The organism is Microcoleus sp. Pol17C6 (assembly GCF_036701145.1).
GTDB lineage: Bacteria > Cyanobacteriota > Cyanobacteriia > Cyanobacteriales > Microcoleaceae > Microcoleus.
In genome coordinates this window covers 1-26,778 of the sequence record NZ_JAUBQH010000025.1, presented here as the reverse complement: position 1 = coordinate 26,778, position 26,778 = coordinate 1, and the positions used below count along the sequence as shown (strand labels likewise).

At 44.3% G+C, this 26,778-nt stretch carries 20 protein-coding genes; 8 read left to right on the top strand and 12 right to left on the bottom strand.

The window, feature by feature from the left end:
• Positions 1-74: 74 nt before the first annotated feature.
• Positions 75-344 (top strand): helix-turn-helix transcriptional regulator, encoded by a 270-nt coding sequence (locus QUA25_RS14240; RefSeq protein ID WP_333038826.1) that lies wholly within the window; start codon positions 75-77, stop codon positions 342-344.
• A gap of 39 nt (positions 345-383) precedes the next feature.
• Here the strand turns inward: QUA25_RS14240 and arfB are convergent, their stop codons facing one another.
• Both arfB and QUA25_RS14230 read right to left on the bottom strand, forming a co-directional pair.
• Entirely contained in the window at positions 384-797 is a 414-nt protein-coding gene (arfB, locus tag QUA25_RS14235) for an alternative ribosome rescue aminoacyl-tRNA hydrolase ArfB (RefSeq protein ID WP_333038823.1), read from the bottom strand.
• Between the two features lie 75 nt (positions 798-872).
• Complete coding sequence (locus tag QUA25_RS14230) at positions 873-1,343, bottom strand: restriction endonuclease (RefSeq protein ID WP_333038822.1); 471 nt, start codon at positions 1,341-1,343, stop codon at positions 873-875.
• Between the two features lie 343 nt (positions 1,344-1,686).
• On the opposite strand from QUA25_RS14230, the gene QUA25_RS14225 reads away from it, so the two are divergent.
• Complete coding sequence (locus QUA25_RS14225; protein WP_333038820.1) at positions 1,687-3,171, top strand: alpha-amylase; 1,485 nt, start codon at positions 1,687-1,689, stop codon at positions 3,169-3,171.
• A 60-nt stretch (positions 3,172-3,231) separates the two neighbouring features.
• Here QUA25_RS14225 and gnd read toward each other — a convergent pair whose 3' ends face one another.
• A complete protein-coding gene (gene gnd / locus QUA25_RS14220; RefSeq protein ID WP_333038818.1) occupies positions 3,232-4,686 on the bottom strand; it encodes a decarboxylating NADP(+)-dependent phosphogluconate dehydrogenase in 1,455 nt (484 codons plus the stop codon).
• Positions 4,687-4,979: 293 nt separating this feature from the next.
• On the opposite strand from gnd, the gene QUA25_RS14215 reads away from it, so the two are divergent.
• Positions 4,980-5,402 carry a hypothetical protein gene (locus QUA25_RS14215; protein WP_333038816.1) on the top strand — a complete coding sequence of 141 codons (423 nt, stop codon included), beginning with the start codon at positions 4,980-4,982 and terminating at the stop codon, positions 5,400-5,402.
• A 129-nt stretch (positions 5,403-5,531) separates the two neighbouring features.
• On the opposite strand, the gene QUA25_RS14210 is transcribed toward QUA25_RS14215, so the two are convergent.
• From QUA25_RS14210 to QUA25_RS14185, 6 genes are all read right to left on the bottom strand, one after another.
• On the bottom strand, positions 5,532-6,128 hold the full coding sequence (locus QUA25_RS14210) for a Uma2 family endonuclease (RefSeq protein WP_333038815.1): 597 nt from the start codon (positions 6,126-6,128) through the stop codon (positions 5,532-5,534).
• Positions 6,129-6,736: 608 nt separating this feature from the next.
• Entirely contained in the window at positions 6,737-8,602 is a 1,866-nt protein-coding gene (locus QUA25_RS14205; protein ID WP_333038814.1) for an ABC transporter ATP-binding protein, read from the bottom strand.
• 222 nt (positions 8,603-8,824) lie between these two features.
• Complete coding sequence (locus QUA25_RS14200) at positions 8,825-12,940, bottom strand: WD40 domain-containing protein (RefSeq protein ID WP_333038813.1); 4,116 nt, start codon at positions 12,938-12,940, stop codon at positions 8,825-8,827.
• A gap of 229 nt (positions 12,941-13,169) precedes the next feature.
• A complete protein-coding gene (locus QUA25_RS14195) occupies positions 13,170-13,778 on the bottom strand; it encodes a Uma2 family endonuclease (protein WP_333038811.1) in 609 nt (202 codons plus the stop codon).
• Complete coding sequence (locus QUA25_RS14190; protein WP_333038808.1) at positions 13,778-13,903, bottom strand: hypothetical protein; 126 nt, start codon at positions 13,901-13,903, stop codon at positions 13,778-13,780. Before QUA25_RS14190 ends, QUA25_RS14195 begins: the two co-directional genes overlap by 1 nt.
• Before the next feature lie 19 nt (positions 13,904-13,922).
• A complete protein-coding gene (locus QUA25_RS14185) occupies positions 13,923-16,259 on the bottom strand; it encodes a glycoside hydrolase family 31 protein (protein ID WP_333038807.1) in 2,337 nt (778 codons plus the stop codon).
• Between the two features lie 357 nt (positions 16,260-16,616).
• On the opposite strand from QUA25_RS14185, the gene QUA25_RS14180 reads away from it, so the two are divergent.
• Positions 16,617-16,766, top strand: a complete 150-nt coding sequence (locus QUA25_RS14180; protein ID WP_333038805.1) for a hypothetical protein — start codon at positions 16,617-16,619, stop codon at positions 16,764-16,766.
• 222 nt (positions 16,767-16,988) lie between these two features.
• Complete coding sequence (locus tag QUA25_RS14175; protein ID WP_333038803.1) at positions 16,989-18,593, top strand: alkaline phosphatase D family protein; 1,605 nt, start codon at positions 16,989-16,991, stop codon at positions 18,591-18,593.
• A 225-nt stretch (positions 18,594-18,818) separates the two neighbouring features.
• Here QUA25_RS14175 and QUA25_RS14170 read toward each other — a convergent pair whose 3' ends face one another.
• Positions 18,819-19,094: an ester cyclase gene (locus tag QUA25_RS14170; protein ID WP_333039000.1), complete on the bottom strand. Its 276-nt coding sequence runs from the start codon at positions 19,092-19,094 to the stop codon at positions 18,819-18,821.
• A gap of 211 nt (positions 19,095-19,305) precedes the next feature.
• Positions 19,306-19,665, bottom strand: coding sequence for a group 1 truncated hemoglobin (locus QUA25_RS14165; RefSeq protein ID WP_333038801.1), 360 nt, complete (start codon positions 19,663-19,665; stop codon positions 19,306-19,308).
• Between the two features lie 635 nt (positions 19,666-20,300).
• On the opposite strand from QUA25_RS14165, the gene QUA25_RS14160 reads away from it, so the two are divergent.
• Entirely contained in the window at positions 20,301-20,912 is a 612-nt protein-coding gene (locus QUA25_RS14160) for a 2OG-Fe(II) oxygenase (protein WP_333038799.1), read from the top strand.
• A 328-nt stretch (positions 20,913-21,240) separates the two neighbouring features.
• Here the strand turns inward: QUA25_RS14160 and QUA25_RS14155 are convergent, their stop codons facing one another.
• Positions 21,241-25,011, bottom strand: a complete 3,771-nt coding sequence (locus QUA25_RS14155; protein WP_333038798.1) for a WD40 domain-containing protein — start codon at positions 25,009-25,011, stop codon at positions 21,241-21,243.
• Between the two features lie 298 nt (positions 25,012-25,309).
• Here QUA25_RS14155 and QUA25_RS14150 point away from each other — a divergent pair, with 298 nt between their 5' ends.
• Together QUA25_RS14150 and QUA25_RS14145 are read left to right on the top strand one after the other, a co-directional pair.
• Positions 25,310-26,197 (top strand): calcium-binding protein, encoded by an 888-nt coding sequence (locus QUA25_RS14150; protein ID WP_333038797.1) that lies wholly within the window; start codon positions 25,310-25,312, stop codon positions 26,195-26,197.
• 88 nt (positions 26,198-26,285) lie between these two features.
• Positions 26,286-26,778, top strand: a 493-nt coding sequence (locus QUA25_RS14145) for a calcium-binding protein (protein ID WP_445305264.1), incomplete at its 3' end; no start/stop codon positions are given.

Below are 26,778 nucleotides of genomic sequence, written 5' to 3'. Positions count from 1 at the left end.
TTGTCTCTATATTAAACAACCATAGTTGTATTTTGCCAATTTGTCAACAACTTTGGTTGTGAATTTGCTATGATATGCCCCGAAAGAAACAAACTCAAGAGTCCAAAGATATACCAGCACTGCAAATCTTGCGGGAGGCTGTTGGTTTATCGCAATCCGCCTTAGCAAAACAAATTCCCGACAAAACCCGCACAAAAACCCTAACTCAGCAAGCCATTAGCAAATGGGAACGAGGATTAGACGAACCCGAACTGACCATTGCTCAAATGAAAGCTCTTTGCAAAGCTTTGGGAAAAACGCTTAACGATTTACCTAACGACTTAGGCCCACCAAATCCCGACTGACAACTAAAAACTCAAAAAGCCCGATCGACTTTTCATCGATCAATCCGTGACTTTCCCTCTCAAAGCTTTAATCTGCCCTCGCTTGGTTTTGCTGTCGAGACGCTTGCGCTGGGAACTACGAGTTGCTTTGCTGGGTTTGCGCCTTTTCGGTATGACGATCGCACTTTTAATCAGTTCTTGCAGCCGTCTCAAAGCCTCCTCCCGGTTTTGTTCCTGGCTGCGGTGTTCCTGGGCTTTGATGACAATCACACCTTCGGAGGTGATGCGCTGGTCGTTGATTTGCAGCAAACGCTCCTTGTAGCGATCGGGCAATGAGGAAGCTGGGATATCAAAGCGCAAGTGAATCGCACTCGCCACCTTATTTACATTTTGCCCCCCCGCCCCTTGAGATCGAATCGCACTAATCTCGATTTCGCGATCGTCTATGAACACTGTATTAGAAATTTGTAGCATGATTCATCATCAGTGAAATTAAAGATACTGGGAAAGCAGTGCATCTTTTATATATAACTCACTTTGGTAGATCAATTATTTACACTTCTTAGCTGTCAGGATGAATTCGATGAGTCTTTTTCTATCCCATAACTCTATGTCGTTAGATTTAGCAAGATTGTAAGCATTTTCCGTAAATCTGTTGTTGGTGATGACTCTGCCTTTATTTCCTTTGTAATGCCTGACGGCTCCTGCTACTTCTTGAACTGCTTTAATCCCAACTGGATTTTTGCTTCTTTTCGCTTGAACCACGGTTTTGGAGCCATCTTTGTATAAAATTAAATCCGCCCCATAATCTTGACTATCTTGAGTTAAAGTAACAGTATAACCAAAATTTATAAAATGAACCTCTAGAAATTTTTCAAACTCTTTTCCCGTCATTCCATCCACTTCCAGAATACCACTGTCTAATAAACGCTTTTTTTCCTCTTCTTCTTTCAATGTATCCAGTACCGATGTCGCAATCACACCCAAAACGGCAGCGGCTCTTCCAATAAAAGATTTCATAAAATTACATTTTTTTAAAAGGAGTAATTATGATGGTAACAGATTTGCTCAGTATAGTTATCTACTAAGGTCACAAGTAAGATAACAAGCACATTGTGATCTTAATTACTGATTCTTTTAGATTCCCGATCTAGGACTTGGACTTTTTGTCTGCACTCAAGTTCAAGTATGGTTCAAAGAGTCAGGCGAAAGTCAAGAGATGTTTTAGTTGAGAACTGTAACAAAACTTTAATCACACCCAAACCGAAGTTTTAGCAAAAATTAATGGGGATACAGTGACAATGGGCAAGGCTCTAGCCTAAGATCGCCTTAAATTGTCAGTATCATCTCAAGGCGGTGAAAAATGGCAGATATCAACGGCACGATGATGCAATATTTCCACTGGTACATTCCCGATCGAGGAACCCTGTGGGATGAGGTGAAAAATCAAGCACAAGAATTGGCAGATGCAGGTTTTACCGCACTGTGGCTGCCCCCAGCTTACAAAGGAATGGGTGGGCAAAGCGACGTTGGATATGGGGTTTACGACTTATTTGATTTGGGAGAATTCGACCAAAAAGGTTCAATTCGCACCAAATATGGTACTAAGCAGCAATATTTGGATGCGATCGCAGCCCTGCACCAATCTCAGATCCAAATCTATGCCGATGTAGTTATAAACCATAAAATTGGTGCAGATGCAGCAGAGATATTTAAGGCAACTCCTTATCCTTACCACGATCGGCTAAATCCCAAAGGTTGGTTGCAAGAAATCAAAAGCTACACCAATTTTAACTTTCCCGGACGCAAAGGTAAATATTCCCAATTTGAATGGCACTGGTGGCATTTTGACGCAGTAGATTACAACGAATACAATCCAGACGATCGCGGCACAGTCTATTTGGTAGAAGGGAGAATGTTTGATGACTATGTTGCCCTAGAAAATGGCAATTTTGCCTATTTAATGGGGTGCGATCTGGATTTCCAGGATCAATGGGTACGAGATGAAATTACACGCTGGGGTAAGTGGTATCTCGACACAACAGGTGCCGACGGTTTCCGTTTAGATGCCATCAAGCACATATCGTCTTGGTTTTTTGCGGAATGGTTGGATGAAATGGAGCGATATGTCGGCAAAGATTTGTTTGTTGTCGGTGAGTATTGGGCACCAAATATCGATATCCTGCACTGGTATGTCGGTTCAGTTAAGGGCAAAATGTCCGTTTTTGACGTGCCGCTGCATTACAACTTTCATTACGCCAGCCAACAGAGTGGTAATTACGATATGCGGCGCATTTTAGACGGTACAATGATGCAGCAGCAACCGACTCATGCAGTAACCTTTGTCGAAAACCACGACTCCCAACCGCTGCAAGCACTTGAATCTGTTGTAGAACCGTGGTTTAAACCTCTTGCGTATGCGATTATTCTATTGCGAAGAGAAGGTTATCCCTGCGTTTTCTACGGCGATTATTACGGTGCAGAATATGAAGATTGGGGGCGTGATGGCAATCGGTACAAGATTGTTATGCCGTCTCATCGATCGCTAATTGATAAGTTGCTCCATGCTCGCAAACACTTCGCCTACGGCCCTCAATATGACTATTTCGATCATTGGAATACCATTGGCTGGACGAGATTGGGCAATGGGAAACATCCACAAGCAATGGCAGTAATTATGAGTGACGGCCCGGAGGGTTTCAAGTGGATGGAAGTTGGTAAACCTCATGCTAAGTTTGTGGACTTAACAGGGCATATTAAGGAACCTGTTTCTACTAACGAGTGGGGTTGGGGCGAGTTTCGCTGTCAAGGCGGTTCAGTATCCGTGTGGATTCAGGAAAAAGATTAGTTGGCAGTAATCTCATGTTCTATCTGTAAGGTGCGCCGAAACGCACCCTACAAAAATTAATTAATCGGTAGTACCGGTTTGCAGCGATTCTTTAGCAGTCTGCGTCCACTCAGAGTGGAAGAATTCGCCGCGCGGTTTGTCGGTGCGCTCGTAGGTGTGAGCCCCAAAATAATCACGCTGAGCTTGCGTGAGGTTTTGCGGCAATCTTTCGCGGCGGTAGCTGTCGAAATAGTCCAGCGAGGCGCTAAATGCTGGCACTGCAATCCCCAGTTTGCAAGCAGTAGCTAACACGTCTCGCCAAGCCGATTGGCGATCGAGAATGCTCTGTTTGAACTCCGGCGCTAACAGCAAATTCGGCAGCGTGGGGTCGTCTTTGAAAGCTGTTTTAATCTTGTCCAAAAAGCCAGCCCGAATAATACAGCCACCCTTCCAAATTCTGGAAATTTCGCTCAAACTCAAGTCGTAATTGTAGGACTTCGAGGCCGCGCTCAACAACGCCATGCCTTGCGCGTAGGAGCAAATCTTCGAGCAGTAAAGCGCATCCCGGACTTTATTCACAAACTCTTTAGTATCGCCTTCGTACTTGCCGCTAGGCCCGGTCAGTGCTTGGGAAGCTTTAACGCGCTCGTCTTTGTAAGAAGACATGATTCTCGCATTCACAGCAGCGATAATTGTGGGAATGCTCACGCCCAATTCCAAAGCACTCATAACAGTCCAGCGGCCGGTGCCTTTTTGACCGGCTGCGTCCATAATTACCTCAACTAAGGGTTGCTTAGTTTCCGGGTCGTTGTACTTGAAAATATTAGCCGTAATTTCAATCAAAAACGAGTTGAGTTCGTCTGTGGTATTCCATTCGGCAAAAACTTCCTGCAACTGCTGGCCGTTCAATCCACCAACGTTTTTGAGCAAATCGTAGGCTTCAGCAATGAGCTGCATATCCCCGTACTCAATACCGTTGTGAACCATCTTCACGTAGTGGCCGGCGCCACCGGGGCCGATGAAAGTGACACAGGGGCCATCATCTACTTGAGCCGCAATTTTGGTGAGAATTGGCTCTAGTAGGCCGTAAGCAGTGCGGGTGCCACCGGGCATCAAGCTAGCACCATTCAGCGCGCCTTCTTCGCCGCCGCTGATGCCCATGCCGACAAATCCCAGCCCCATCGATTCTAAATCTTTGGTGCGGCGTTCGGTGTCGTCGTATAGCGAGTTGCCGCCGTCAATAATCATGTCGCCCGGTGACAGCATGGGTTTGAGCTGGTCGATGACCGCATCTACGGGTTTGCCAGCTTGCACCATTACTAATATTCGCCGTGGGGTTTCTAGGGCATCGACGAATTCTGTCAGAGTCTTGGTGCCTATAATGTTCTTGCCGGGGGCGCGTAGGGCCATGAAGTCGTCGGTTTTGGCTGCTGTACGGTTGTATACAGCCACGGAGAAGCCTCTGCTTTCGACGTTGAGCGCTAGGTTTTCGCCCATCACTGCTAGACCGATTAAACCAAAATTTTGCTTTGTCATGCTAATAACCCGCTGGTTGTTCCCGCTTGATGATAGGTTTGCGAGAGAGGAAAGCGAGGCGGGGTGTACCGCTTTCCGGTGGACTAAAAGTATTGGACAATAGACCTAGGAGGTTTAGGTTTATTTTTATATTCTCAGAATTGCTGTTTGGTAAATCAGTAGGGTTTTTTTAAGATTTAAGGGATATTAATGACGCGGGCAGGTGATGATAAGGCAGGTATTATGTCGATCGCGGTAACGGTAGATACAAACAAGCGGACATTTTGAGGAAAATTGAGGAGACTGTTTTAACTATGGAAGATTTGCAGTATCTCGCGGCCTGGGTGAAGGAGCAACACGCTCGCGAGTATATTTTGACTTGGCTGCTGAGTCAACAGGGGCTGTGGTGGTCTGATGGGGATATTTATCAGGCCGTTTTGCAAAAGTCGGGAAAGCTTTTGAAAGCTTATGTTCAAAAAAGGCAAGCGGGAGAGTTATTTGAGGGAATTTCTGAGAAGTTGGGAGGAGATGATAATTGGGATGATTTGGCGGCGAGTTTGGCGCGGATTGTTGCGGTTTATCAAGAGGAATTATCGCATTTGCAAGAGCGCGATCGTAAGGGGGATGGGGTAAAAAAAAATTTGATTAGCCAACCGTTGACTGGAGATCCTTTGCCGCTTTTGGAGGTGCAGCAAGCTTTGCCCGATCCTTATGCGGATACGTTGACGGGGAGATAATTGCTCATCATTTTTGTGGATGGAGGCTCATCTCAGAAACCGGGTTTCTTCCCTTATTTCTCGTACTCAACCCAAATTGTCGCAGAAACCCGGTTTCTCGCCACTTGGGCGACAGTTCTGGATCTAGATTCAAGGATTGAGAATAGGTGTAAGATCTAGAAGAAATCCGGGAAGTACATCTTCACCTGAAAGTGTAGGCGGTTGGTCACAAGAGAAATTAATTACTTCTGCTACATCTTCAGACAACCGATAGATTTCTACTAAAGGTGTTTGGGGGTCAATTAGCCAACCTAAGCGACAGCCGTTAGTTCGATAATACCGCATTTTAGCCCGCAATGTTTCTAGGGAATCACTTTGCGATCGCAATTCTATTACAAAGTCCGGGCACAGGGGAGGAAACCTGCGCTTATCTTCTGCGGATAATGCTTCCCAACGTTCTAGGAGTACCCAAGCAGCATCAGGGGAACGCTTCGCACCGTTGGGTAATTGAAAGATAGTGGAAGAGTCAAAGACTTTTCCCAATCGAGTCTGACGATTCCACAAACCGAGTCCCAGGTTGAGATCGGAATTTCTTATGCCGCTTTCGCCGCCTGTTGGAGGCATAATAATTAGTTCTCCTTCGGGGGTTTGTTCTAATCGCCACTCTTCATTAGCGATGGACAATTGATAAAATTGTTCGTCGGTTAAAGCGACGGCTGCAGGTAGGTTGAGAGTTATAGTTTCCATCGTTGATATTATCGCCAACTAGGTTGGTTTTATTATAGCTCGCACTTTCTGACAATTTTCTCAAAAAGATCGCATTCAACAGTAAAACAGGTATCTCTGCTTTACCTCGAAGGCTAGATCCCCCTAAATCCCCCTTAAGAAGGGGGACTTTGAATCGAACTTTTGTCCTCTCAAAAAGCGGGAATTTGTATTTGACTTTTGTCCCCCCCTTTTTAAGGGGGGCTAGGGGGGATCGAGACTTTGCCACAAAACAAATGAGATTAATCTATCATAAATCTATCTCGCACAATCATCCCAGAAACCCGGTTTCTTCCGATATTTATCGTACTCAACTGAAAATTGTCGCATAAACCCGGTTTCTCGCCACCTAACGAGAGAAATTAGATCGCAAATCCGCGATGATTTATCACAATCACCCGCGCAAAATTCCCCACGCTAACCCACAAGTCCGCCGGGGGTTGAAAACCCCCGTCTCATAGCAAAAGTCCTCTCAAAGAGGACTGAAAGACACATTTTTGAACAAGCCTTGCAATATCTCCCCAGTCGGTTTCAACCGACTTTCGCTATGAGACAGGGGTTTTAACCCCTGGCGGACTGTTGATTTCACTCTAAATATAGCTACTAGCTTGACGTGTGAACATCGCACAATAAATTCCGTTTGATGCGATCAACTCGTCGTGAGTTCCTATTTCTGCTATTTTACCGTTTTCCATGACGGCGATACGATCGGCAATTTTGGCCAATCCCAACCTATGACTGATGACAATCGTGGTTTTCCCAGCGGCAATTTGGCGGAAGATGCTGTAAATTTCGTGTTCTGTCTTGGGGTCGAGGGCGGCGGTTGGTTCGTCAAAAATGAGCACTTCGGCTGTAGAAAGCCGCATTAAGGCGCGGGCGATCGCAATTCTTTGCCACTGTCCCCCCGATAAGTCGATGCCGTCTTCTAATTGTTTCCCCAACGGAGTCTCTAAACCTTGCTCTAAACTGTTGACTTTAGCTGCAATTCCTGCTTCGGAAATAGCTTCATTAATTGCGGTGTCATCCGACAGTGAAAGCAAGTCGCCGAAACCGACGTTTTCGCGGACTGTGGAGGGGAAACGGGCGTAATCTTGCATGACTACGGCGATGCGCGATCGCACGTATGCTAGAGAGTACGATCGCAAATCTTTGCCGTTCCAGGCGATCGTACCACTTGTCGGGTCGTACAGGCGGCCGAGGAGTTTACCAAGGGTGGTTTTACCCGCGCCATTTTCACCAACAAGCACTAGCATTTCACCCGGATTAATCGTTAAGTTGATATCTTCAACCGTGCTTTTATTGCTACCGGGATAACAGAAAGATAAATCCTTAATCTCTATGCCAATTTTATCTTTTGAGGGGGGGGAATCTTGCCCGCCATCTGGTAAACTAGGCAGGCGAGATGCTACATCCCCAAGCGGAGACTGCAATTCTGGTTTGAGTTCTAACAGTTGAAAAATCGGACTAACACCGAGAGAGATATCGTACAAATTAGCATAATTGCCTATAAGTAATTGCAAACTTTGCTCCACCTGAACAATCAAACCCGAATAAAGCGCCAAATCTCCCAAAGTATAGCGACCACCCAAAGCTCCAATTACCACATAAACAAATGGCAAAGCTACTCCGATTCTACTAAAGACTGACCACAAAAGTAAAACAATTGCTCCTTTTTTTCGGATTTGCTGCATCTCGCTAAAAAACTGCAAAAACTGACCTTGCCAGCGTTTGAGCCAAAGTTCCTGCAACCCAAACAAACGCAATTCTTTAGCGTATTCTTCCCCCGTCAAGACTCTAGCGGATAAGTTCATTTCACGAGTTATTTTAGCTTGCTTTCTTTGAACTCTCCAGATGATTTTGCTATATTTTCTTTGGATGTAAATTGAGGGGCAGGATGAAATCAACATCAGCACTGGCACCCACCAAGCTATCGCAGCAGCAAGGCCTATCGATGGAATAAATATAAAAATTCCCGTGACTGTCATGCTGATGGTAAAGGCTAGTTGCTGTATTTTGAATACTCCCGTTTTGGCTAATTCTACTATATTTAATAGTTCGGGGTTTTCAAAGAGGGCAATATCGTCGAAATTGGCGACTTTTTCGATGACTTTTCCTTCGACAAAGCCTTGAACGCGATCGCGCAAAGATGTCGAGACAAAAGAGCCCATTGTGTCTAGGGCATCGCCGACTAACCTGAGACTTAAGACTCCGGCAATACTCCACAGCAATATTGGCCGGGAAAGCATTAAAGCAAAGGGCTGTGCTGTTTGGGTTTGCGATAGCAACCTAGATACTTCATCAATGATTAATTTATCTAAAAAAAGCACGGCCGATGGGGCAGCACCGCCGATGATGTTGAGTATTATTAAATTTCGGAGCTCTATTGGTGCGGCTTTGATTATCAGGCCCAGGCTGCGCCACAAAGCTTGGAATGTGGTAATTTGGATGGCTTGCATAGTTTGTGGGTAGGTGTCGGGTCTACTCATCCCCCGACGGTATATTATAACAGTATTTATTAACTGTTTGCCAAGCATTTAAAATTAAATACCTTAGTTAGTTTACTCTGTGAATTATGGTATTCTATTCATCAATTAATTTTTCATTACTCCATTAGATACTCGAAAAAGTTCCTAGCATCCATCTAATTTAAATAATAATCATCATTATCGAGTATATCATTAAATAGTATAACCATCGAGTACATCATTAATACTATAACCATCGTAGTAAAAAAGCTGGCTTCTGTAAAACCACTTCTCGATTTTATTCGGAATATTATCGCAATCAAAATACTTGTCCTGAAAATAATTACCTCTTATATCGATATCATTCTCATAAATATATTCAGCAAAATAATACTTATAAAAAAAATTATCTTTGAAGACATCATCATCAAAATCATCATCAAAATCATCATCAAAGTCATCATCAAAATCATCATCAAAATCATCATCAAAATCATCATCAAAATCATCATCTTGTTCATGATCCCGATCAACTGTCTCTGTAGGTGCAGGTGCAGGTGCAGGTGCAGGATTGGGTAGAAGTGTTAATGGTGGTAGTGTTAATTTCTGATCCTCAACTACATTTATGAATGTAGAATCATAAATCTCTCCAACAATGGCGGTTATTTTAACTTGACCGATACTTTTTCCAGCGATAAATTTACCATCTGAATTTATATTGCCACTTGTTGCACGCCAGATGATATTCCCAGGCACCATCACATCCCCTTGCTGATCAGATCCTTTAGCACGAAAAGTTAAATTCTGATTAGGCTTAAGTTGTACTTCTTTAGGGGACTTGCGTATAAATAAAATCCCAGCCATACAATTGTATTGTCGAAAGAGCAACCAAAGGATTGGTATAGTATTAAGCTGCAAGCCCCTAGGATAAATTTCTAATCGTCTCAATACAGGAACTACAATAACTTCAACAGAAGCACTAATCTTAGCTGCATTAATAAATAGTTGACCCGCAAAGTCGAGAATCCGAGCGACAATCTTAAAGATGTTTTTCTGTAACCACGCTTCTATATCAAAACCAAGGATATCAGTTTCTTCATTTGTAAAATCTGTTTCGGTATTTTCAGCTTGTTCTGTTTTTTCACCAGTATTAAAATTAGTGGTTAAAAAATCGATAGCAGACTTGACAATAAAATTACTTTGGGTAAAGTTAACAAATGAAAATACACGCTCTAAAAGCCTCATGTATATTCCCAAAGTTAAGAGTTTAGCCCTTACCCCAGATTCAGGTATTTCAGAAACATTAGCTCGTACATTAAATGTACCTTTAGCATTGTGACCAGCAGTAAAATTACCGTTTTGGTCAATTTTGCCACCTGTTGTTTCCCAAGATATTTTTCCAGTATCTATTCGATTGCCATATTGGTCTAAGCCTACTGCTGTAAATTTTTGGCATTCACCAGGCTTGAGCTTTACTACTTTTTGAGGATAAATCTCTAATCGTCTTAAAACTGGGAGCAACGTAACTGTAACTGATTGAGTAATTCCTTCGACTGTCGCATTAACCGTAACTTCACGCTTTTCATAACCTCCTATAAAAGTTCCATTGCCGTTAATTCTTCCCCCTTGAGTACATTGCCAATCTACTTGATTAACCTGTATTGGTTCATCTTGTTGATCAAATCCTATAACATCAAAAGTAAAATTTTCTTCGGGTTGAAGTGCTACTTCCTTGGGAAAAATAGAAAAGTCTATCAATACAGAAACTACTGTAATATCAGCAAAGGTACTGATATTGTGTTCCGTGGAAGTAGCAGTTACTCTAAACTTACCTTTAGCATTTATGTCAGCTATAAAATTGCCATTTTGGTCAATCGTACCGCCTGTTGCTTTCCAAACTATCCTCCCAACTGCGATTTCACGATCCCACTCATCTAAACCATGAAGCTTGAATTGTTGATGCTGTCCAGGCTTTATTTCTACTTGGTTTGGTGAAATTACTAATGTCGTTAGTTTTGGTGGTTCAACTATCGTGACCTCAGCAGAAACGCTTATTTCTCCCAGAGTAGCAGTAACAGTTATTTCCTCCTCTTGATAACTAGCGCGGAACATTCCATTATTCAGAATTGACCCACCCGTTGTACTCCAGGTTATTTGTCCAATATTTATGTTGTCACCATACTGATCCTCACCTTTTACTCGAAACTGAAAACTCTGCCCAAACTCTAATTGAGATGTTGAGGATGTAATAATTAGTTCTGCTAGCTTCGGAGGTTCAATAATCGTAATTGGGATAACTCGACGAATAGAACGGACTGAAGCGATAATTTCAAAATTTCCTTGCTTGCTTCCAGCTATAAAATTGCCATTTTGGTTAATTGTTCCACCTCCGCTACTTGCTGACCAAGTAATTTTCCCAGTTTGTATGTTGTTATCATACTGATCTAAGCCCTTAACTTGAAAGTGAAAGCTCTGACCAAACTCTAATTGAGGTATTGAAGATATAATAATTAGTTCTGCTAGTCTCGGAGGTTCAATAATCGTAATTGGAATAACTCGACGAATTGAACTAACTGAAGCTATGATTTCAAATTTACCTTGCTTGCTTCCAGCTATAAAATTGCCATTTTGGTCAATGCTTCCACCTCCGCTTACTTCCCATAATACAGTTTCCTGCATGGGATTTCTGCGTTGATCTAAAACTTGTGCTGTGAATTGTTGCGTTTTACCAAACTCTAAAGTAATACTAGAGGGAGCAAAAGAAATATCAGTGATTCTAGGAGGCTGAATAATAGTAATTGTGACAGAAGTCTCAAAAATGCCTATCTTTGCTTTAACTTCAAATCTTCCTTCTCTTTGACCTGCGGTAAATAAACCCTGTTCGATTTTACCACCAGTAGTTTCCCATGTAATATCTTGAGCGTTAAAGTTCATCTCTCGATTATTCTGATCTAAAACTTTAACAATAAAATGCTGCTCTTGACCACAAAAGAGTGCTTGGAAAGTTTCATAAATAACAATTTTGCTTAGTTTAGGATAAGAACATCCCTTAATAGCATGAAGTGGTTTTCCGGTTTCTGCCTCCAACAATGTTACCCAATCTTTACCTGCAACAGCCAGAGTTTTTCCATTAGAGGTAATTGCTACAGAGCTAATAAAACCAGACTCTTCTGGTAAATTATAGATGATTTTATTATAATTATCTCGTAAATCAAATATTTTAATGTTTTGGGAAAAGCCTACTACAAGTATATTTTGATTGACATGATAAGCTAGAGAATTAATTGATTGATTGTGAGAGTAAGTATTGGTATCTTCTAAATTTAGAAGAGGTAACGTAGACAAATCTTTATTATCTAATGCGCCAACAATAACTCTACCTAAAACCCAAGCCCCTACAGCTATAGGCCCTCCTAATGAAAATCCCGCTACCGTAGCTGCTACATCTACTAAACCTTTCCCCAAAACTGAAGCTGATTGATTTGAAGACACTGCTTCTGTTTTGGATTGCCAAAATTTGATAACCCCATCACGACTTCCACTAATTAAGGTTGTGTTGCCTGAAGTAATACTTAAAGATTGAATCCAATCCGAATGCCCTTCAATACTGCCTATGAGTTGACCGCTATCTAAATTCCATAATGTAATTTTATTATTAGTGCTTCCACAAGCGATGACTTTTCCATCATGGCTAATACATAAGCTCAAAACACAAAATAGTTCCTTTTCATTTTTTATGGTTTTACTTAGCTTACCTGTATTTAGCTCCCATATTTTGATGGTTTTATCTGCGCTACCGCTAACAATTTTGCCGTTAGCAGCGATAGCAACAGCAGTAATCCAACTAGAATGACCATTGAGCGTCCGAATAATCTGCCCTGTTTTTAAATTCCATACCTTAATAGTTTTATCTGCACCTCCGCTAACTAATATACTTCCACCCGGACTAATAGCCACAGACAAAACCCAATGCGAATGTCCTTCAATACTACGAATCAGTGCCCCTGTTTGCAAATCCCATACCCAAATTTTTTTCCAACTCCCTCCTACTAAAATAGTATTGCCTGGACTTATTGCTAGACAAGTAATAACATCTGTTGGGCAAGTTGTTAAGTTTTCTGGTGTATTTGCCCTCAAATAAGAATTATCACCACGAAAAACTCTGTAGGCAAATTGTTTAACTCTGTCTGATTCATCTTTGATAGACTGTTCAATCAATAGTTCTAAACCTTGTTGACCATAATTGAGAGTCTCTGATAAAGCAGCAAGTCTTTCTTGCTCACTTGGACTAGATAACTGCTTCTTAACTTCTTCAATTCTTGTAGACATTATATTTCTCTCCCAATCATTAAATTTCTGATTTTTGGGCAGCCACAAGCAACAAATTAGCTAGGTGATAGAGGGTTCTCCCGTAAATGTGGTGATAATAAAAGTTCATCTAAGTTATTTATGTAGATTATACCAGATGCTCGGTTAATCATTGTAAATGATGATGACATAATTTCTATTTCTTTATCCTCACGCCCAGGTTGGTTGAAAATTTATCAGTGCATTACACTTACCCACCGTTAAAAATTTGCTTTGCGGTCAAATTCAACTCTGGAAACACTGCCGATTCAACCCTTTCATCTCCTCGAAACAGCTTAATTTGATACTCACCATCTACTAACTGATAAACCGATAAAGTAGGCTGTTTCGGAGAACCAATATAACGGCTACCACCTAAACCCAAATAATCTACAATCCAATATTCAAAAATGCCTAATGCTTCATAATCAATCATTTTGTGGCCATAATCATCCCGCCAATTTGTGCTGACAACTTCAACAACTAATTTGACGGAATTTCCCTGAGTAATAACTGATTCTCTTTCCCATCGAGACTCATTGGCTGCTACGGCTTGTTTATCTAATACAATTACATCGGGATCGTAGCCAGAGTTATCGCTAAATTTAATTGTACATTCCTTGGGAATAAAGTAAGGAATCTGTAGTCGCCTGATTTCTAACCCAAACTCGATCGCCTGAAAACCTGCGCTGGCTGAATGTTTACCAGTTGGATTTGGCATTTCAACAATAACTCCGTTATGTAATTCATAATGTCCGTTTTCTGGCTTTCCTTCCAGAAAATCATCAAAAGTTATTAACTTGGATATTGTTTGAGTCATCAGAAAGCCTCTTTAGTGATAGGTACATGAATAATTATATTTTTAGCTTGATCGAGGGATGCGATCGCCCTTTCCATCTCAAACTCTGCCAGATCGAGCGATCGCCCTGAATGCCACCATAGCATAAACCGCTTTATTCCAAAACTATCCAAATGTCAAACGCCGCACCGTACCATCATCTGTAAATCGCTGTTCGCCAACGCCAACAACTTCCACAATAACTTCGCGTTCAGAAATCGAAAATTGACCCTCGCGCGCGGCAATTTCAACGATGATTTTGTCCTCTTCCAAATACACTTTGTAATTAGTCGTTGCCCAGACACCTTGTTCATGCTCAAAACTGTGTCCGTCGTCCTCATAAAGCGTCCATTCACCGCTTCCGGGCCAAATTCGCATTTTCAATGACTCAAGCGGTTCTTCGCTGACAAATTGCCTCACAGGTTCCATCGCAATTATGCCCCCGCCCCGCACGTAAAGCGGCATTCTCTCCAAAGGTGCATCAGCCAAAATGTGCGTCGGGCCCTGATAGCATTCGCCCGTCCACCAATCGTACCAAGTCCCCTCCGGGAAATACACGGCGCGGTGTTCAACTCCCGGCCGGTAAACAGGTGCAGCCATCAGCGACGGGCCGAGCAATACTTGATCGTAAAGGTGATAAGTTGCCCGATCGCGCGGAAATTGATATAGTAACGGTCGCAAAATCGGTGTTCCCGTCGTCGCAGCTTCCCAAAACAAGGTGTAAATGTAAGGCAACAACTGATAGCGCAAATTCATGTATTCGCGGCAAATCTTCTCAGTGCGATCGCCAAAAACCCACGGTTCGTGTTGGGCCGTATTTATCGCCGAATGACCGCGCATCAAGGGATACAGCATTCCCACCTGCATCCACCGCGCGAACAATTCAGCGGTTGCATTCTCCGCAAAACCCCCGATGTCGCAACCGACAAACGCCACGCCGGAAAGCCCCATATTGCAAAGCATCGGTAGCGACATTTCTAAGTATTCCCACTGCGATAGATTGTCGCCCATCCATACCGAGGAGTAACGCTGAATGCCCGCAAAACCCGATCGCGTCAGCACAAAAGATCGCTCGCCCGATCGCACTTTTTGCAACCCTTCCGAACAAGCTTTCGCCATCATCAACCCATACAAATTGTGCGTTTCCGCGTGGGTTGCGCCCTCGGATTCCGGGCCTTGCGGTGCATCCAGCGGAAACCAGACGTGTTGGTGGCCGTCGCCAAAAGGCCGTTCTGCGATCGAAGGTTCGTTCATGTCGTTCCAAATCCCCGCAACGCCCATATCTGTAAGGTTTTTGTGCAATTCGCCCCACCACTCGCGCACCTCTGGCCGCAGGAAGTCGGGAAACACCGCTTTTTCGGGCCAAACGTAACCGTGGAATAGCCTTCCCTCTGCGGTGCGGACGAAATAGTCATTTTCCACACCCCGATCGAATACTTCATAATCTCCTTCCGGTTCGTACTTGACACCGGGATCGACAATCGTGACAACCTTAAAACCCGCTGCTTTCAAGTCTGCGAGCAGTTTCGCGGGATCGGGGAAACGCTTCGGGCTCCAGGTAAAAACGCGGTAGCCGTTCATATAGTCGATATCGAGGTGGATGACATCGCAGGGAATGGCCCGATCGCGAAATTCCTTCGCCAACTCCCGCACAACGTCCTCGGAGTCGTAGCTCCAGCGGCATTGGTGGTATCCCAGCGCCCATTTTGGCGGAAGCGGCATCCGGCCGGTTAACTGCGTGTAGGTGGCGATAATTTGGGCGGGTTCCGGGCCGTAAATGATGTAGTAATCGAGTTCCGGGCCTCTGGTTTCCATCCGCAAAACTCCCGGTTGTTGGGCGCCGATGTCGAACTGACTCCAAAATGTAGTGTTGAAAAAGAGGCCGTAAGCGCGATCGGGATTCAGGGCGATGTAAAATGGGATCGCCTGGTACATTTCATCGCTGAGGGAATTGTAGTCAAGCGCGTCTATTGTCCAGTTTGTCTTGACTTGGGAGAGTTTGTCGAGAAAGCCGGTGCGTTCGCCAAAACCGTAGAAGTGTTCGTCTGCTTCGATGCGTTTCCAGCCTGCGGTTGCGCCGGTGCGCCATCCCATACTAGGATCGCAGTCGCTAGCAAAGGGTTTTCCCGATTTGTCCAAGCATTCGATGGAAGCGCGAGCCCGCTTGACTGAAATCGTTATTTGTGATGTTTCAATTTCTATTTTTTCCTCTGTTTCTCGCACTTCAAATGGTATAATTTCCCACTCTTCGTCAGGGACAGTTATTGATTGCGATCGGCTTTTGAATTCACCTGTCGGGGACATTCGCACTCTGATTAAATTCGGCGCGAGGATGCTGAGGTTTAGGGAAGTTTCGCCGCAATTAAAGTGAAGGGTGCGATCGGTTTTCTTTATGGACTCTACCGAGCCTATTGTTGACCAAGGCTGTTCTGTAATTTGGAGTTTTCCGAAGTATTGTGGCATAGACTCTGACTGAAAATATTATCGATTTTGCTTTCATGAGTTAAGGGTTGTCATCTGGCAAAAGGCTGAACTACAACGATCGATCTCATGCACCAAAACCTCAATATCTCTAATCTGTCCGATCCACCGCCTGATTAACCCGATCGCCTGAGAGTATTGTAAAGGTGAGAGCTAAAGAATCTAAAATAAATGTTACCTAAGTTTATTAAACCTTTAACTTATGCCTCTCACAGAATTTTTATCCCTCCTCAAATAGTTATCTCACTCCGATAAACTGTTGCTACTAAATTTCGTGGTAGCCGAATTATTGAATAATGAATCAGGTTTAATCCCATTAAACTGTTGCTACTAAATTTCGTGGTAGCCGAATTATTGAATAATGAATCAGGTTTAATCCCATTGGATGTTCAGAACAAAATAGATACTCAAGGTTTATATGATTCTTTTGAAGCTGCTGCTGGTTTAGCAAAAGCACTAGCAGAGGAAAAAGCGAAGACACTTGGTTAATATGGTGCTTTGGTAGTCTAGATGCTTGCTTTTTCAGCGACCGCCTGCTACCTTTATTTTGGGTCCACTAAAACTTGATTGAAAACCTGTTTTTGTCTGTGGGATTTGTTTTACTCCTCACAGTTCGGGGCGTCTCAGAAACAGCGGTGAATTTGCTGATTGTTGCGTACATCACAAATTAGCAGAAGTACAGTCTCGGTATTTTTAAAGATGAGGGTAGCCATGAAACGTAAAAAACAAGACCAACTCAGCCGCCGCCAGTTTCTACTCGGTTCGGCAATTGCAGGTAGCGGTATTATTGCCGCAAACCTGCGATCGCAATCAGGATTAGCACAATCTTCTGCACCGGCAATTATCACCTCGGAGCGGATGCGCCCCAGCATTCCATACGGTGTTGCTAGCGGTGATATTACCGGCAACAGTGCGGTGATTTGGAGTCGGTGCGATCGCTCCTCCCGGATGATAGTCGAATATGACACCGCCGACTCCTTCGGCAACGTGCAGCGCATCATCGGCCCAGCAGCGTTGGAAACTAGCGATTACACGGCGCGTATTAACCTGATTGACCTACCAGCCGACCGGCAAATATTCTACCGAGTCAGCTTCCAGAATTTAGCCGATCCAAACATCTACAGCGTCCCCGTTACAGGCAGTTTCCGCACACCTCCAAACAGCAAGCGCGACATCTTTTTTGCCTGGTCTGGAGACACCGCCGGACAGGGTTGGGGTATCAATTCTGAATGGGGCGGCATGAAAATCTATGAAACTATCAGGCAGCTTAAGCCAGACTTCTTCATTCATTCTGGCGATTACATCTATGCCGATAATCCGATTAAATCTGAGGTAAAACTTGACGACGGTAGCATCTGGAAAAACATCACAACAGAAGAAAAGTCAAAAGTAGCTGAAACCTTAACAGAGTTTCGCGGAAATTACATCTACAACCTGCTAGACAATAACATCCGGCGCTTCAACGCCGAAGTGCCTCAGCTAGTTCAGTGGGATGACCACGAAACTACAAACAACTGGTATCCCGGCGAGATGCTAATGAGCGATGACCGCTACAAAGTCAAAAGCAGTTCTTTACTGGCAGCGCGAGGCAAGCAAGCATTTATGGAGTATACGCCGATCCGCTTCGATGCCAACGACCCAGAACGGATTTACCGTTCGTTCAATTACGGTTCTTCCCTGGAAATTTTTATGCTGGATATGCGTAGCTACCGAGGAATAAACACTACCAACCGTCAGACAGCAGCAAGTGAAGAAACGGCGTTTTTGGGTAATGCCCAAGTTAGCTGGTTAAAGAACAAATTGCAGAATTCAAAGGCAAGGTGGAAAGTAATTGCTAGCGATATGCCAGTCGGATTGGTGATTGAAGATGGCAAAAACAGCGGCAAATTTGAAAACCTCGCCAATGGAGATGGCCCTGCATTAGGACGCGAACTCGAACTTGCTCAATTGTTGCGCTTTATCCAGCAAAACAATATCCAAAATGTCGTTTGGCTGACGGCTGACGTGCATTATGCTGCCGCGCACTACTACGATCCAGGTCAAGCTCAATTCACTGATTTTAAACCTTTTTGGGAGTTTGTTGCCGGGCCGCTTCACGCTGGAACTTACGGACCAAATAAGCTTGACAATACTTTTGGCCCCCTAGTTAAGTTCCAAAGTTTGCCGCCGGGAGAATTAGAAAATCTACCTCCTACAAAAGGTTTTCAGTTCTTTGGTACGGTTAAAATTAATGGCGACAGTCAGGTGATGACTGTGGCGCTGCACAACCTTGAAGGCAAAATTCTCTACAGCGTGGACTTGCCGCCGGAGGTTTAAAACAGCTTCAAGGGCGCTGGACAAGTCGATCGGCAAAATTACAAAATGTACGAGTAATATCAAGTTCTATCATCTGCGATCGATCGGGGAGTAGTAACGCGCTCAAAGCCCTATCTACTTACCGATAGAAAATAATATTCTCAATGCTAGTCAAACGCCCCTGTTGGGCGGCGATCGAATCTAAGCGAAGCGCAAAGACTTTGCACCTTAGCTGCAACAGGGGCGTTATGCTGCGCCGTCACTTTCCGAAGTAATTGGTATACCGATTTGAGTGAACCACGTTAATTTGTCGAAGTATCCACGCTGAAATTGAATTTTACTATCTACAACGTGGAAGAACCCGCACCCGCGCAGAGTATAACTCTTGCCAGTCGGAGTAAAACCAGCAAATTCGCCGACAAATGTACCCGTGCCACTCCACTCCAAAATCGCCCACTCACCGTCTTCAAACAGATTCTCCATATGGGTGCAGTTGCCTGGAAACGCCTGAAAGAATGAGATAAAAACTTACGCATCAATACCTTCACCACTTTAGTTTTTTACGGCGATTAAAAATCTTTATCCAGTATTTTCGGAAAAAACCCGGTTATGAAGGTACCCCTGCGTCCGGGACTGTAGATAAGTAACCACACAAAATTAATTACATAAAGACTCCTTGCTAGGCAAGGGTTTCAGTATAAATATTGTGTAATTAATTCTGCACACCTACTTATTACTTGTACAAAACCGCCTCTTTCAAAGTCGCGATCTTACCTAGCGCTTCATCGAGATCTTCTTGAGACGCGCCGTGGGCAATGATGGCATCTGTCAAATGCTTCACAATTGCATCAAAGTGTTCTGGCTGTAAATTCAAACCTGCGTGTGCTTTCTCCATTGAACGGCCTGAGTATTGCTTGGGGCCGCCAAGGGCATAAGAGATAAAAGCAGTTTGATGGCGGCGCTGCTTTTCCATATCTGTATGATCGAAGAAATGGCTCACTATCTCGTCAGCCAAAACATCGCGGTAAAAATCATCCACCATCTCTTTAATGGCTGATTCTCCACCCATTTTCTCGTACAATGTTGTTGCCATATCGTTTCAGCGAGTTGTTTTTTTTCACTTACTCTTTAATTTTAGCTGGCAGCTTGGCTTTTTTCACCCTGTGAAATATTAATTTAATCTGAAATAATTACTTAGTAACTGTTGCGGCTGGTGGTATTTTTGAGCTCGCCCTCTATTTGTAAACTTTATTAACGTTCTATTGCCAGTTAGATATAGTCGATCGCCCTCCCTGCATTTTGACTTAATGCACGGATTGCTTGTTTTAGCAAGATGCTTGCGACAAAGCCGCAACACACATCTGTTTTTCAGCTAGCAAACTCAAGAAATTGGTGAGAAAACAGCGGCCGGATGCGATCGCGGAAATTAGGCCCGCCCCTGCAATTCCACAAGTTAAAATAAATGGGCGATCGGCTGCTGAGCGGCATCATGTATAATGGAATTGCAAATATAATCGAATCACCACAACGATCGCCTGTATACTGATATTCTGCCGTTGCTAGTCGGTTGCGACACTTCCGGGCGATCGCTCGCAGTTAAGAAAAACCCTTGACTTAAGTACGCGGACTGAAATCAAGATTATTATGTCCTCTGCGAGGAACGAAGCAATCCCAAATCTGAGCGATTGCTGCATTTCTATCTGCTGTTTCCTTAAAATTTGATGATTTTTGAGTGCCTTGAAATACTATAGCCAACATCCTAACGCTTTCTCGATCGACTACCTCAACGACTTGCGAGGAGCAATTCTAGCCTCCCCTTATCTAGCAATCAACAACCTCAATCGCGATTTCATTGGCACAAAAGGGTTTTCCGTGGTGTTTCAACGTGCGGAAATCGCCGAAGTAGAACGGCGGTTTCCCTTGTTCAAACCCTATCTAGACCAAGCATTACAGCCTGAATGCAATGCTTTTTACCTCAACCCTTTGTTGCTGGGTGAAGGTTCCCGCGTCGATCCGCATATCGATCGATCATTGCGATCGTACTGCAAAACTGTTGAACCTCCCGTAGCCGTCAGCGTTTTGTACGTACAAGTACCGCCAAACTTGCAAGGGGGAGAGTTGATACTGCGGCGCAACAAACAGCAAGTCGGACAGATTAAGCCGCAAGCCAACTCGCTGATCTATTTTCAAGGAGATTTGACTCACTCTGTCAACGCTGTTAAAAGTACCGGAACTCGTTTGAGTTTGGTTTGCGAACAGTACAGTTTGAGCGAAACAGAACTGCAAGATATTCCAGGATTCACAGTGGAGTCGAGGGCAGTGAAAGCCAAAAGCAAGTAATGTTTATTCTCTAAAAAAAACCTCTTATTTGACAATCAAAATGTCTCCCCAAGCAGGAATTACTGTCATACTACCTACCAAAAAAACTTAAATAGCCAGCTTTATGTTGGGCGCTTGTTTATACCAGTAAAAAAAAAGGTAACTGTAGGGCCGTAATCCCAACGATTAGTTCATTAGTCCTTGCCAAATCTTTAATCTCAGGGCTAAGGCAAACTGTCACAAGATTTTTAGGTATGTTATTGCGCTTGGGCGCTTTTAGGATATGAAAGAGCGCCCAAGCGCAACAACATATTTTTGTTTAAAGTGCCAGTTGTGTAAATCCGGTTTTTTAAGGATTGCAGATTTCGGGGAGCGCTTTTTCTTCGGGATGATTAGCAATATAATTGCTCAGCCATTGGCAACTCAGTTTCATTAAATTATCTACATCAAGTTTCAAATTCCAGATCCTTAAAGTAGAATCATCGCTGGCAGAAACAAGAGTTTTGCCGTCGGGACTGATGTTAACGTCATTAACTCGATCGCTATGTCCCTCAAAAGTTTGTAGGGGCAGCACCTCCGATCCTGTTTGGCCGTCTGCTACATTCCACAATTTAATTGTGTGATCGAAACTTGCAGATGCGATCGTTTTGCCGTCGGGACTGAAACTAATGCTTTTTACCCAAGTTCCGTGTCCTTTGATCGTTTTGAGTTCGGTGCCTGTTTCTCCATTCCACAATTTAATTGTGCTGTCATCGCAAGCGGATGCTAAGATTTTGCCGTCGGGACTGAAACGCAGGCTGGTAATTCGGCTGTTATGGGCTCTCAGAATCCTTCTTGGAGTAGATTCTAAATTCTTTAAATCCCAGAAATAGATCGCGCGATCGTTTCCTGCGGATGCTAAAGTTTTGCCATCGGGACTGAATGTGACACTTCTAACTCTTTCGAGATGTCCTGTGAAGGTTTTGATTTGAGTACCGCTTTCTAGATGCCACAATTTAACAGTTTTATCGACTCCGGCTGATGCTAAGATTTTACCGTCGGGACTGAAAACAACGCTATCAATTCCCCTCTGATGCCCTGAAAGGGTTTTGATTTCGGTGCCGGTTTCTAGGTTCCACAATTTAATAGTTTTATCGCTTCCTGCAGATGCTAAAATTTTGCCGTCAGGGGCGAAACTGACGCTGGTGACGGCACCTCGATGTCCTAGAAAAGTTTTGATTTCGCTGCCGTTTTGTGCATTCCACAATTTAACAGTGCGATCGTTGCTACCGGAGGCAACAGTTTTGCCGTCGGGCGAGAAACTCGCACTGAAAACCTGACGGCGGTGGCTTTCAAGCACTTTCGGTTCGATGCCGGTGAGGTTCCAGAGTCGTACCGTGCGATCGGTACCTGCCGTTGCCAAAGTGCGGCCGTCGGGACTGAAACTAAGGCTGGCAACCCTGCCGGTGTGTCCTTTGAGCGTTTGCGGCTCGATGTCTCCTAACTGCGATAAATTCCACAATTTGACGGTGCCGTCTTCGCTAGCGGTAGCCAGAGTTTGGCTGCGGCTGTCTCTGGGACTGAATTTGACGTTCCAGACTTGCCTGGTGTGGGCTTGCAGGGTTTTGAGGAGAGTCAGGTTTTGGACATCCCACAGCTTGACTAAACCGTCTTCACCCGAAGATGCTAGGGTTTTGCCGTCGTCGGAGAAACTGACACTTCTGACAGCATTGGTATGGCCCCTCAGCGTTGCGATTTCCGTTCCGTCTACTGGATTCCAGAGTTTGACAGTGCGATCGCTACCCGAAGATGCGATCGCCAACCCGTCGGGCGAAAAAGTGACGCTTGTTGCCCACCCCCTATGCCCAGTAAAGGTTTGAAGTAAAGTGCCGTCTGCTAGATTCCAGAGTTTGACAGTGCCGTCGGAACCAGAAGATGCGATCGCCAATCCGTCGGGAGCAAAACTGACTCCTCTCACCCAGCCCCTATGCCCCGTAAGGGTTCTAATTTGTGTGCCGTTTTCAATGTTCCAGAGTTTGATAGTAGCATCGTCACTAGCAGATGCGATCGTCTTGCCGTCAGGTGAGAAACTGACAGTCCAAACGTTGTCGCGGTGTCCGGTGAGGGTTCTGAGTAAGATGCCGTCTGGGTTCCAGAGTTTGACAGTATCGTCTTCGCTAGCGGATGCGAGGATTTTGCCATCGGGCGAGAAAACGACGTTTCTGAGGACAGCTTGGTGGCCGAGGAGTCGATCGCGCTCTCGGATACTGTAAAGTGCTTGTTGGAGGGCGATCGATACTTGCATCTTAGTTTCAGATTTTGCCGGACTGAATGCCTCTAATTTTTTAAGTTTATGTGCTGCAAGGAGTGCTTCGATCAGTGCTGGAAAAGGGTTTGAGGCTAAAGTTGTCTTTGACGACAAACTTTCGAGGACTATTTTGGTTTCTGCGAGTTCTCGATCGGCTTTAATTACTTGCAATTGTACGGCGATAGCTGCTGCTAAAGATATCCCTAAAATTGTCGAGCCGATCGCAATTATTTTTCTAGCTTGTTTTTTAGCTAACGTTAACTCTGTTTTAGCTTGATGCTGAGCCAGACTTAAAGTTTCATTAGCTTGTGCCAATATTTGACTTTCCTCAGCTTGCAGTGCAAAAGCCAATTCAACTTCTCGCTTTTCCAAATCCTGAGCCGCCGCTAAAAAGCGGTAATCCAGATGGCTTAAACTTTGATATTTTGCCCATTCCAAAGCTTCCTGCAGCGCCTGACCCCGCAGGAGCCGCGAATTATCCTCAAAATTGGCCGCCTTCCAAGCATTAAAATTTTCCGAATAAGGTCGCAGCTTTCCTAACTGTTTTTCCACCCATTCAAGATTGAAAACTTCGGCATAGATTCGGTTATAAACTTTTAATTTTCCGTGCTGTTGCACCACTAAACCTGACAGTCGCAATTCCGTTTGTTCGGGACTGCCATCAGCAAGAACCCCCCCCAGCCCCCCCTTGCTAAGGGGAGGAGCAAGAGTGGCTATTTCTTGCTTTCCCAGGGGTGAAGTAGCAGCATTTAGCCCCCCCTTGCTAAGGGGTGGCTGGGGGGGGTTCGCGGATTGCAAAACCTGCTGGTAAAGCCCCAATAACTGCCCCGCTTTTTGCTGATTTCTCAAAAGGCGATCGCGAATAGTTTTCAAATGTTCAGGCTCATCCTGAGACTCCCAATTCTCCACAATCCGCAACTTCACCAACCTCTCAACTCCGTCCTCCTGTGTGGAACAGGCATCCTGCCCGTCTGTGGGGATCGAACAGGCATCCTGCCTGTCTTTTTCAGCGCCCTCTGCGTCTCTGCCGTTAACTTTCTTCAACTCCTTTTCCAGCATTAACTTGCACAGCTTTTGGGTCAAAAAAGGTTGTCCCCCCGTCCAATCCAAAATATCTGCGATCGCACTTTCAGGATTGGCAACTTGCCCCTGCCAACCATCAATTAAAGGCTGCACTTCATCAATCTGAAAACCGCGTAAATTGATCGCCTTACCAATATTAAAAGGAGTTTGAGTTTTATCAGCAATCAAATCCGAAGGCGTCGCCACCCCCAACAGCGCAAAAGTCAAACGCCGGTACAGAGGATTGTCAACTCTTTGATTGTAAAACCAGCGAATCAGAGCAAAAAACTCATCAGCCGAAAAATTCATGCTCAATACTCGATCGATCTCGTCAATAAAAATAACTATATTTTGGGAAATTTCAACTAAAATAACTTCTTCGATAAACAAACTAAACCGCTGGACGGGAGATAACAAGTCCCGGCGTTCGCGCCACCAATTCCGCCAATTAATTTTATTACCTAGCTGACAGCTACTGACCAAAGAATTGACAATGCCTGCATACCACTTTTCGGGAGTTACATCTTCCTTGCCAATCCCAGTTAAATCGATAAAAGCGCACACAGTACCTTCAGCTTGCAATTTTTGCATCGCCCGCACCCGCAAACTAGATTTGCCCATTTGCCGCGAATTCAAAACGTAACAAAACTCACCCGCTTTCAAACTTTCGTAAAAGTCCAAGTCTGCTTGTCGCGTCACGTAACTCGACGCATCTGCGGGGAGACTCCCGCCAATCTGATATTCATAACTAACTGGAGATTCTTTCATCATTGCCTGCACCAAAATCTAGATTTGATTGTACGATCGCAAACCTGACTATGTAGAGATTTACCAAAAAACCTGATTTTTGCTGATTTTGATGATGCTTTGTCAGGCTGCACCTGATTTTTTCCGATAAATTCCGAGTGCGAAGCTCTTTATCAGTTCCTATAATACCTGATTTTATCACCATTGCAGTTCAAGAGTTTTACGAAGACACTGATAACAGAAAGCGAAAGGTGCAGCAAACAAATACAAACACTTAGCGCTTTGACAAACTCAGAATACACTCATAAATAGGATTAATACCATGACAGAACTTAGAACGATCGCCGACGCTAACATTTCTACCCTGAGATTCGGTTTAATTGAAGACTTGACCGACGTTCCTCGGACTGAAGACCCTGATTCAGATAATCCGAATCCTAAGCCTAATAAATTCGGTTTGATTGAAGACTTTACCGATGTTCCCCGGACAGACCCCGATGGCGATCCGAATCCCAATAAATCCCCTTTTATTGAAGACTTCACCGATGTTCCCCGGACAGAAGACGATGGTAATCCAATGGTAGAAATACGTGAAGTAATCGCCGCAGATAGCAACTCTACTAACAGCTTATTCGGCCGCATCGATAAAATCAGTGGCTTACCCAATGACAACATAACGGGAACACCAGGAAATGACTACCTAGTAGGAAAGCATTACACGGACGATGACATCTTTGGCGGTGGCGGTGCAGATACACTCAAAGGCCTTGACAGTGACGACTTCCTATTTGGCGGTACTGGCAATGATAAAGTCTATGGCGGTGGCGATTCCGATTGGCTAGAAGGCAATAGCGGCAACGATTTTCTTGTTGGTCACGCCAATGGTGACGGATACGATTATTATGAAGTCGATACCTTAATTGGCGGTTCCGGAGCCGATACATTCTCGCTAGTTATTGACGGCCCAGAGTTTGAAGTTCCTTACTTAGATGGCTTAGGCGAGCACGCTTATGCAATTATTCGGGACTTTAAGAAAGCCGATGGAGATGCAATTTTGATGGTCGGTCAAAAGCAAGACTACGAATTTGTATCGGGCTACTACGATTACGGCAATGACTCTCTGAAAGACACAAAAATATTTTATCAAGGTGACATGATTGCCGTAGTTTCTGACACAATGGCTGCGGATTTAACCCTGTCCTTCGTCTAATTTTATCTGTAGGGCGCTGCACACCTTCCGCTTCGCTCCGCCCATTCTTGGCGTGTCAATTTAAGGGAAAATACCCCGCTTGCCTGCGGTGGGAAACCGCTCGTCTGGGTGCAAGTCGAATGTGGCGACGCCCGTCATCGAACTTGCACCCTTGCCTACACAAACAAAATTCATCTACGTGGGTTTCGCTCAATCTCTACGCCCTAATTTTGAAGAACAAGGAGCAACTGAAATGGCAATTATTAATGGAACCCCTTTCAATGACGACGATACCTTCAATAACGGTCAATTCCGACCCAAGTTAGTTGGTAAAGATCCTGAATGGATGCAAGGCCCCAATGGCCCTGTATTAACGCTGGGATCTGACACAATCTATGGTGATGCAGGAAGCGATATATTGTTGGGTCTTGGTGGAAATGACTATCTAGATGGTGGGTCTAACAACGACGTTCTCGATGGTGGCGCTGGTAATGACACTTTATATGGCGGCGTTGGCTACGACTATCTAGTTGGCGGCCCTGGTGACGATCGGCTGATTGGTGGTAATTTAGACGATGCTCTGCTTGGCGGTATCGGCAATG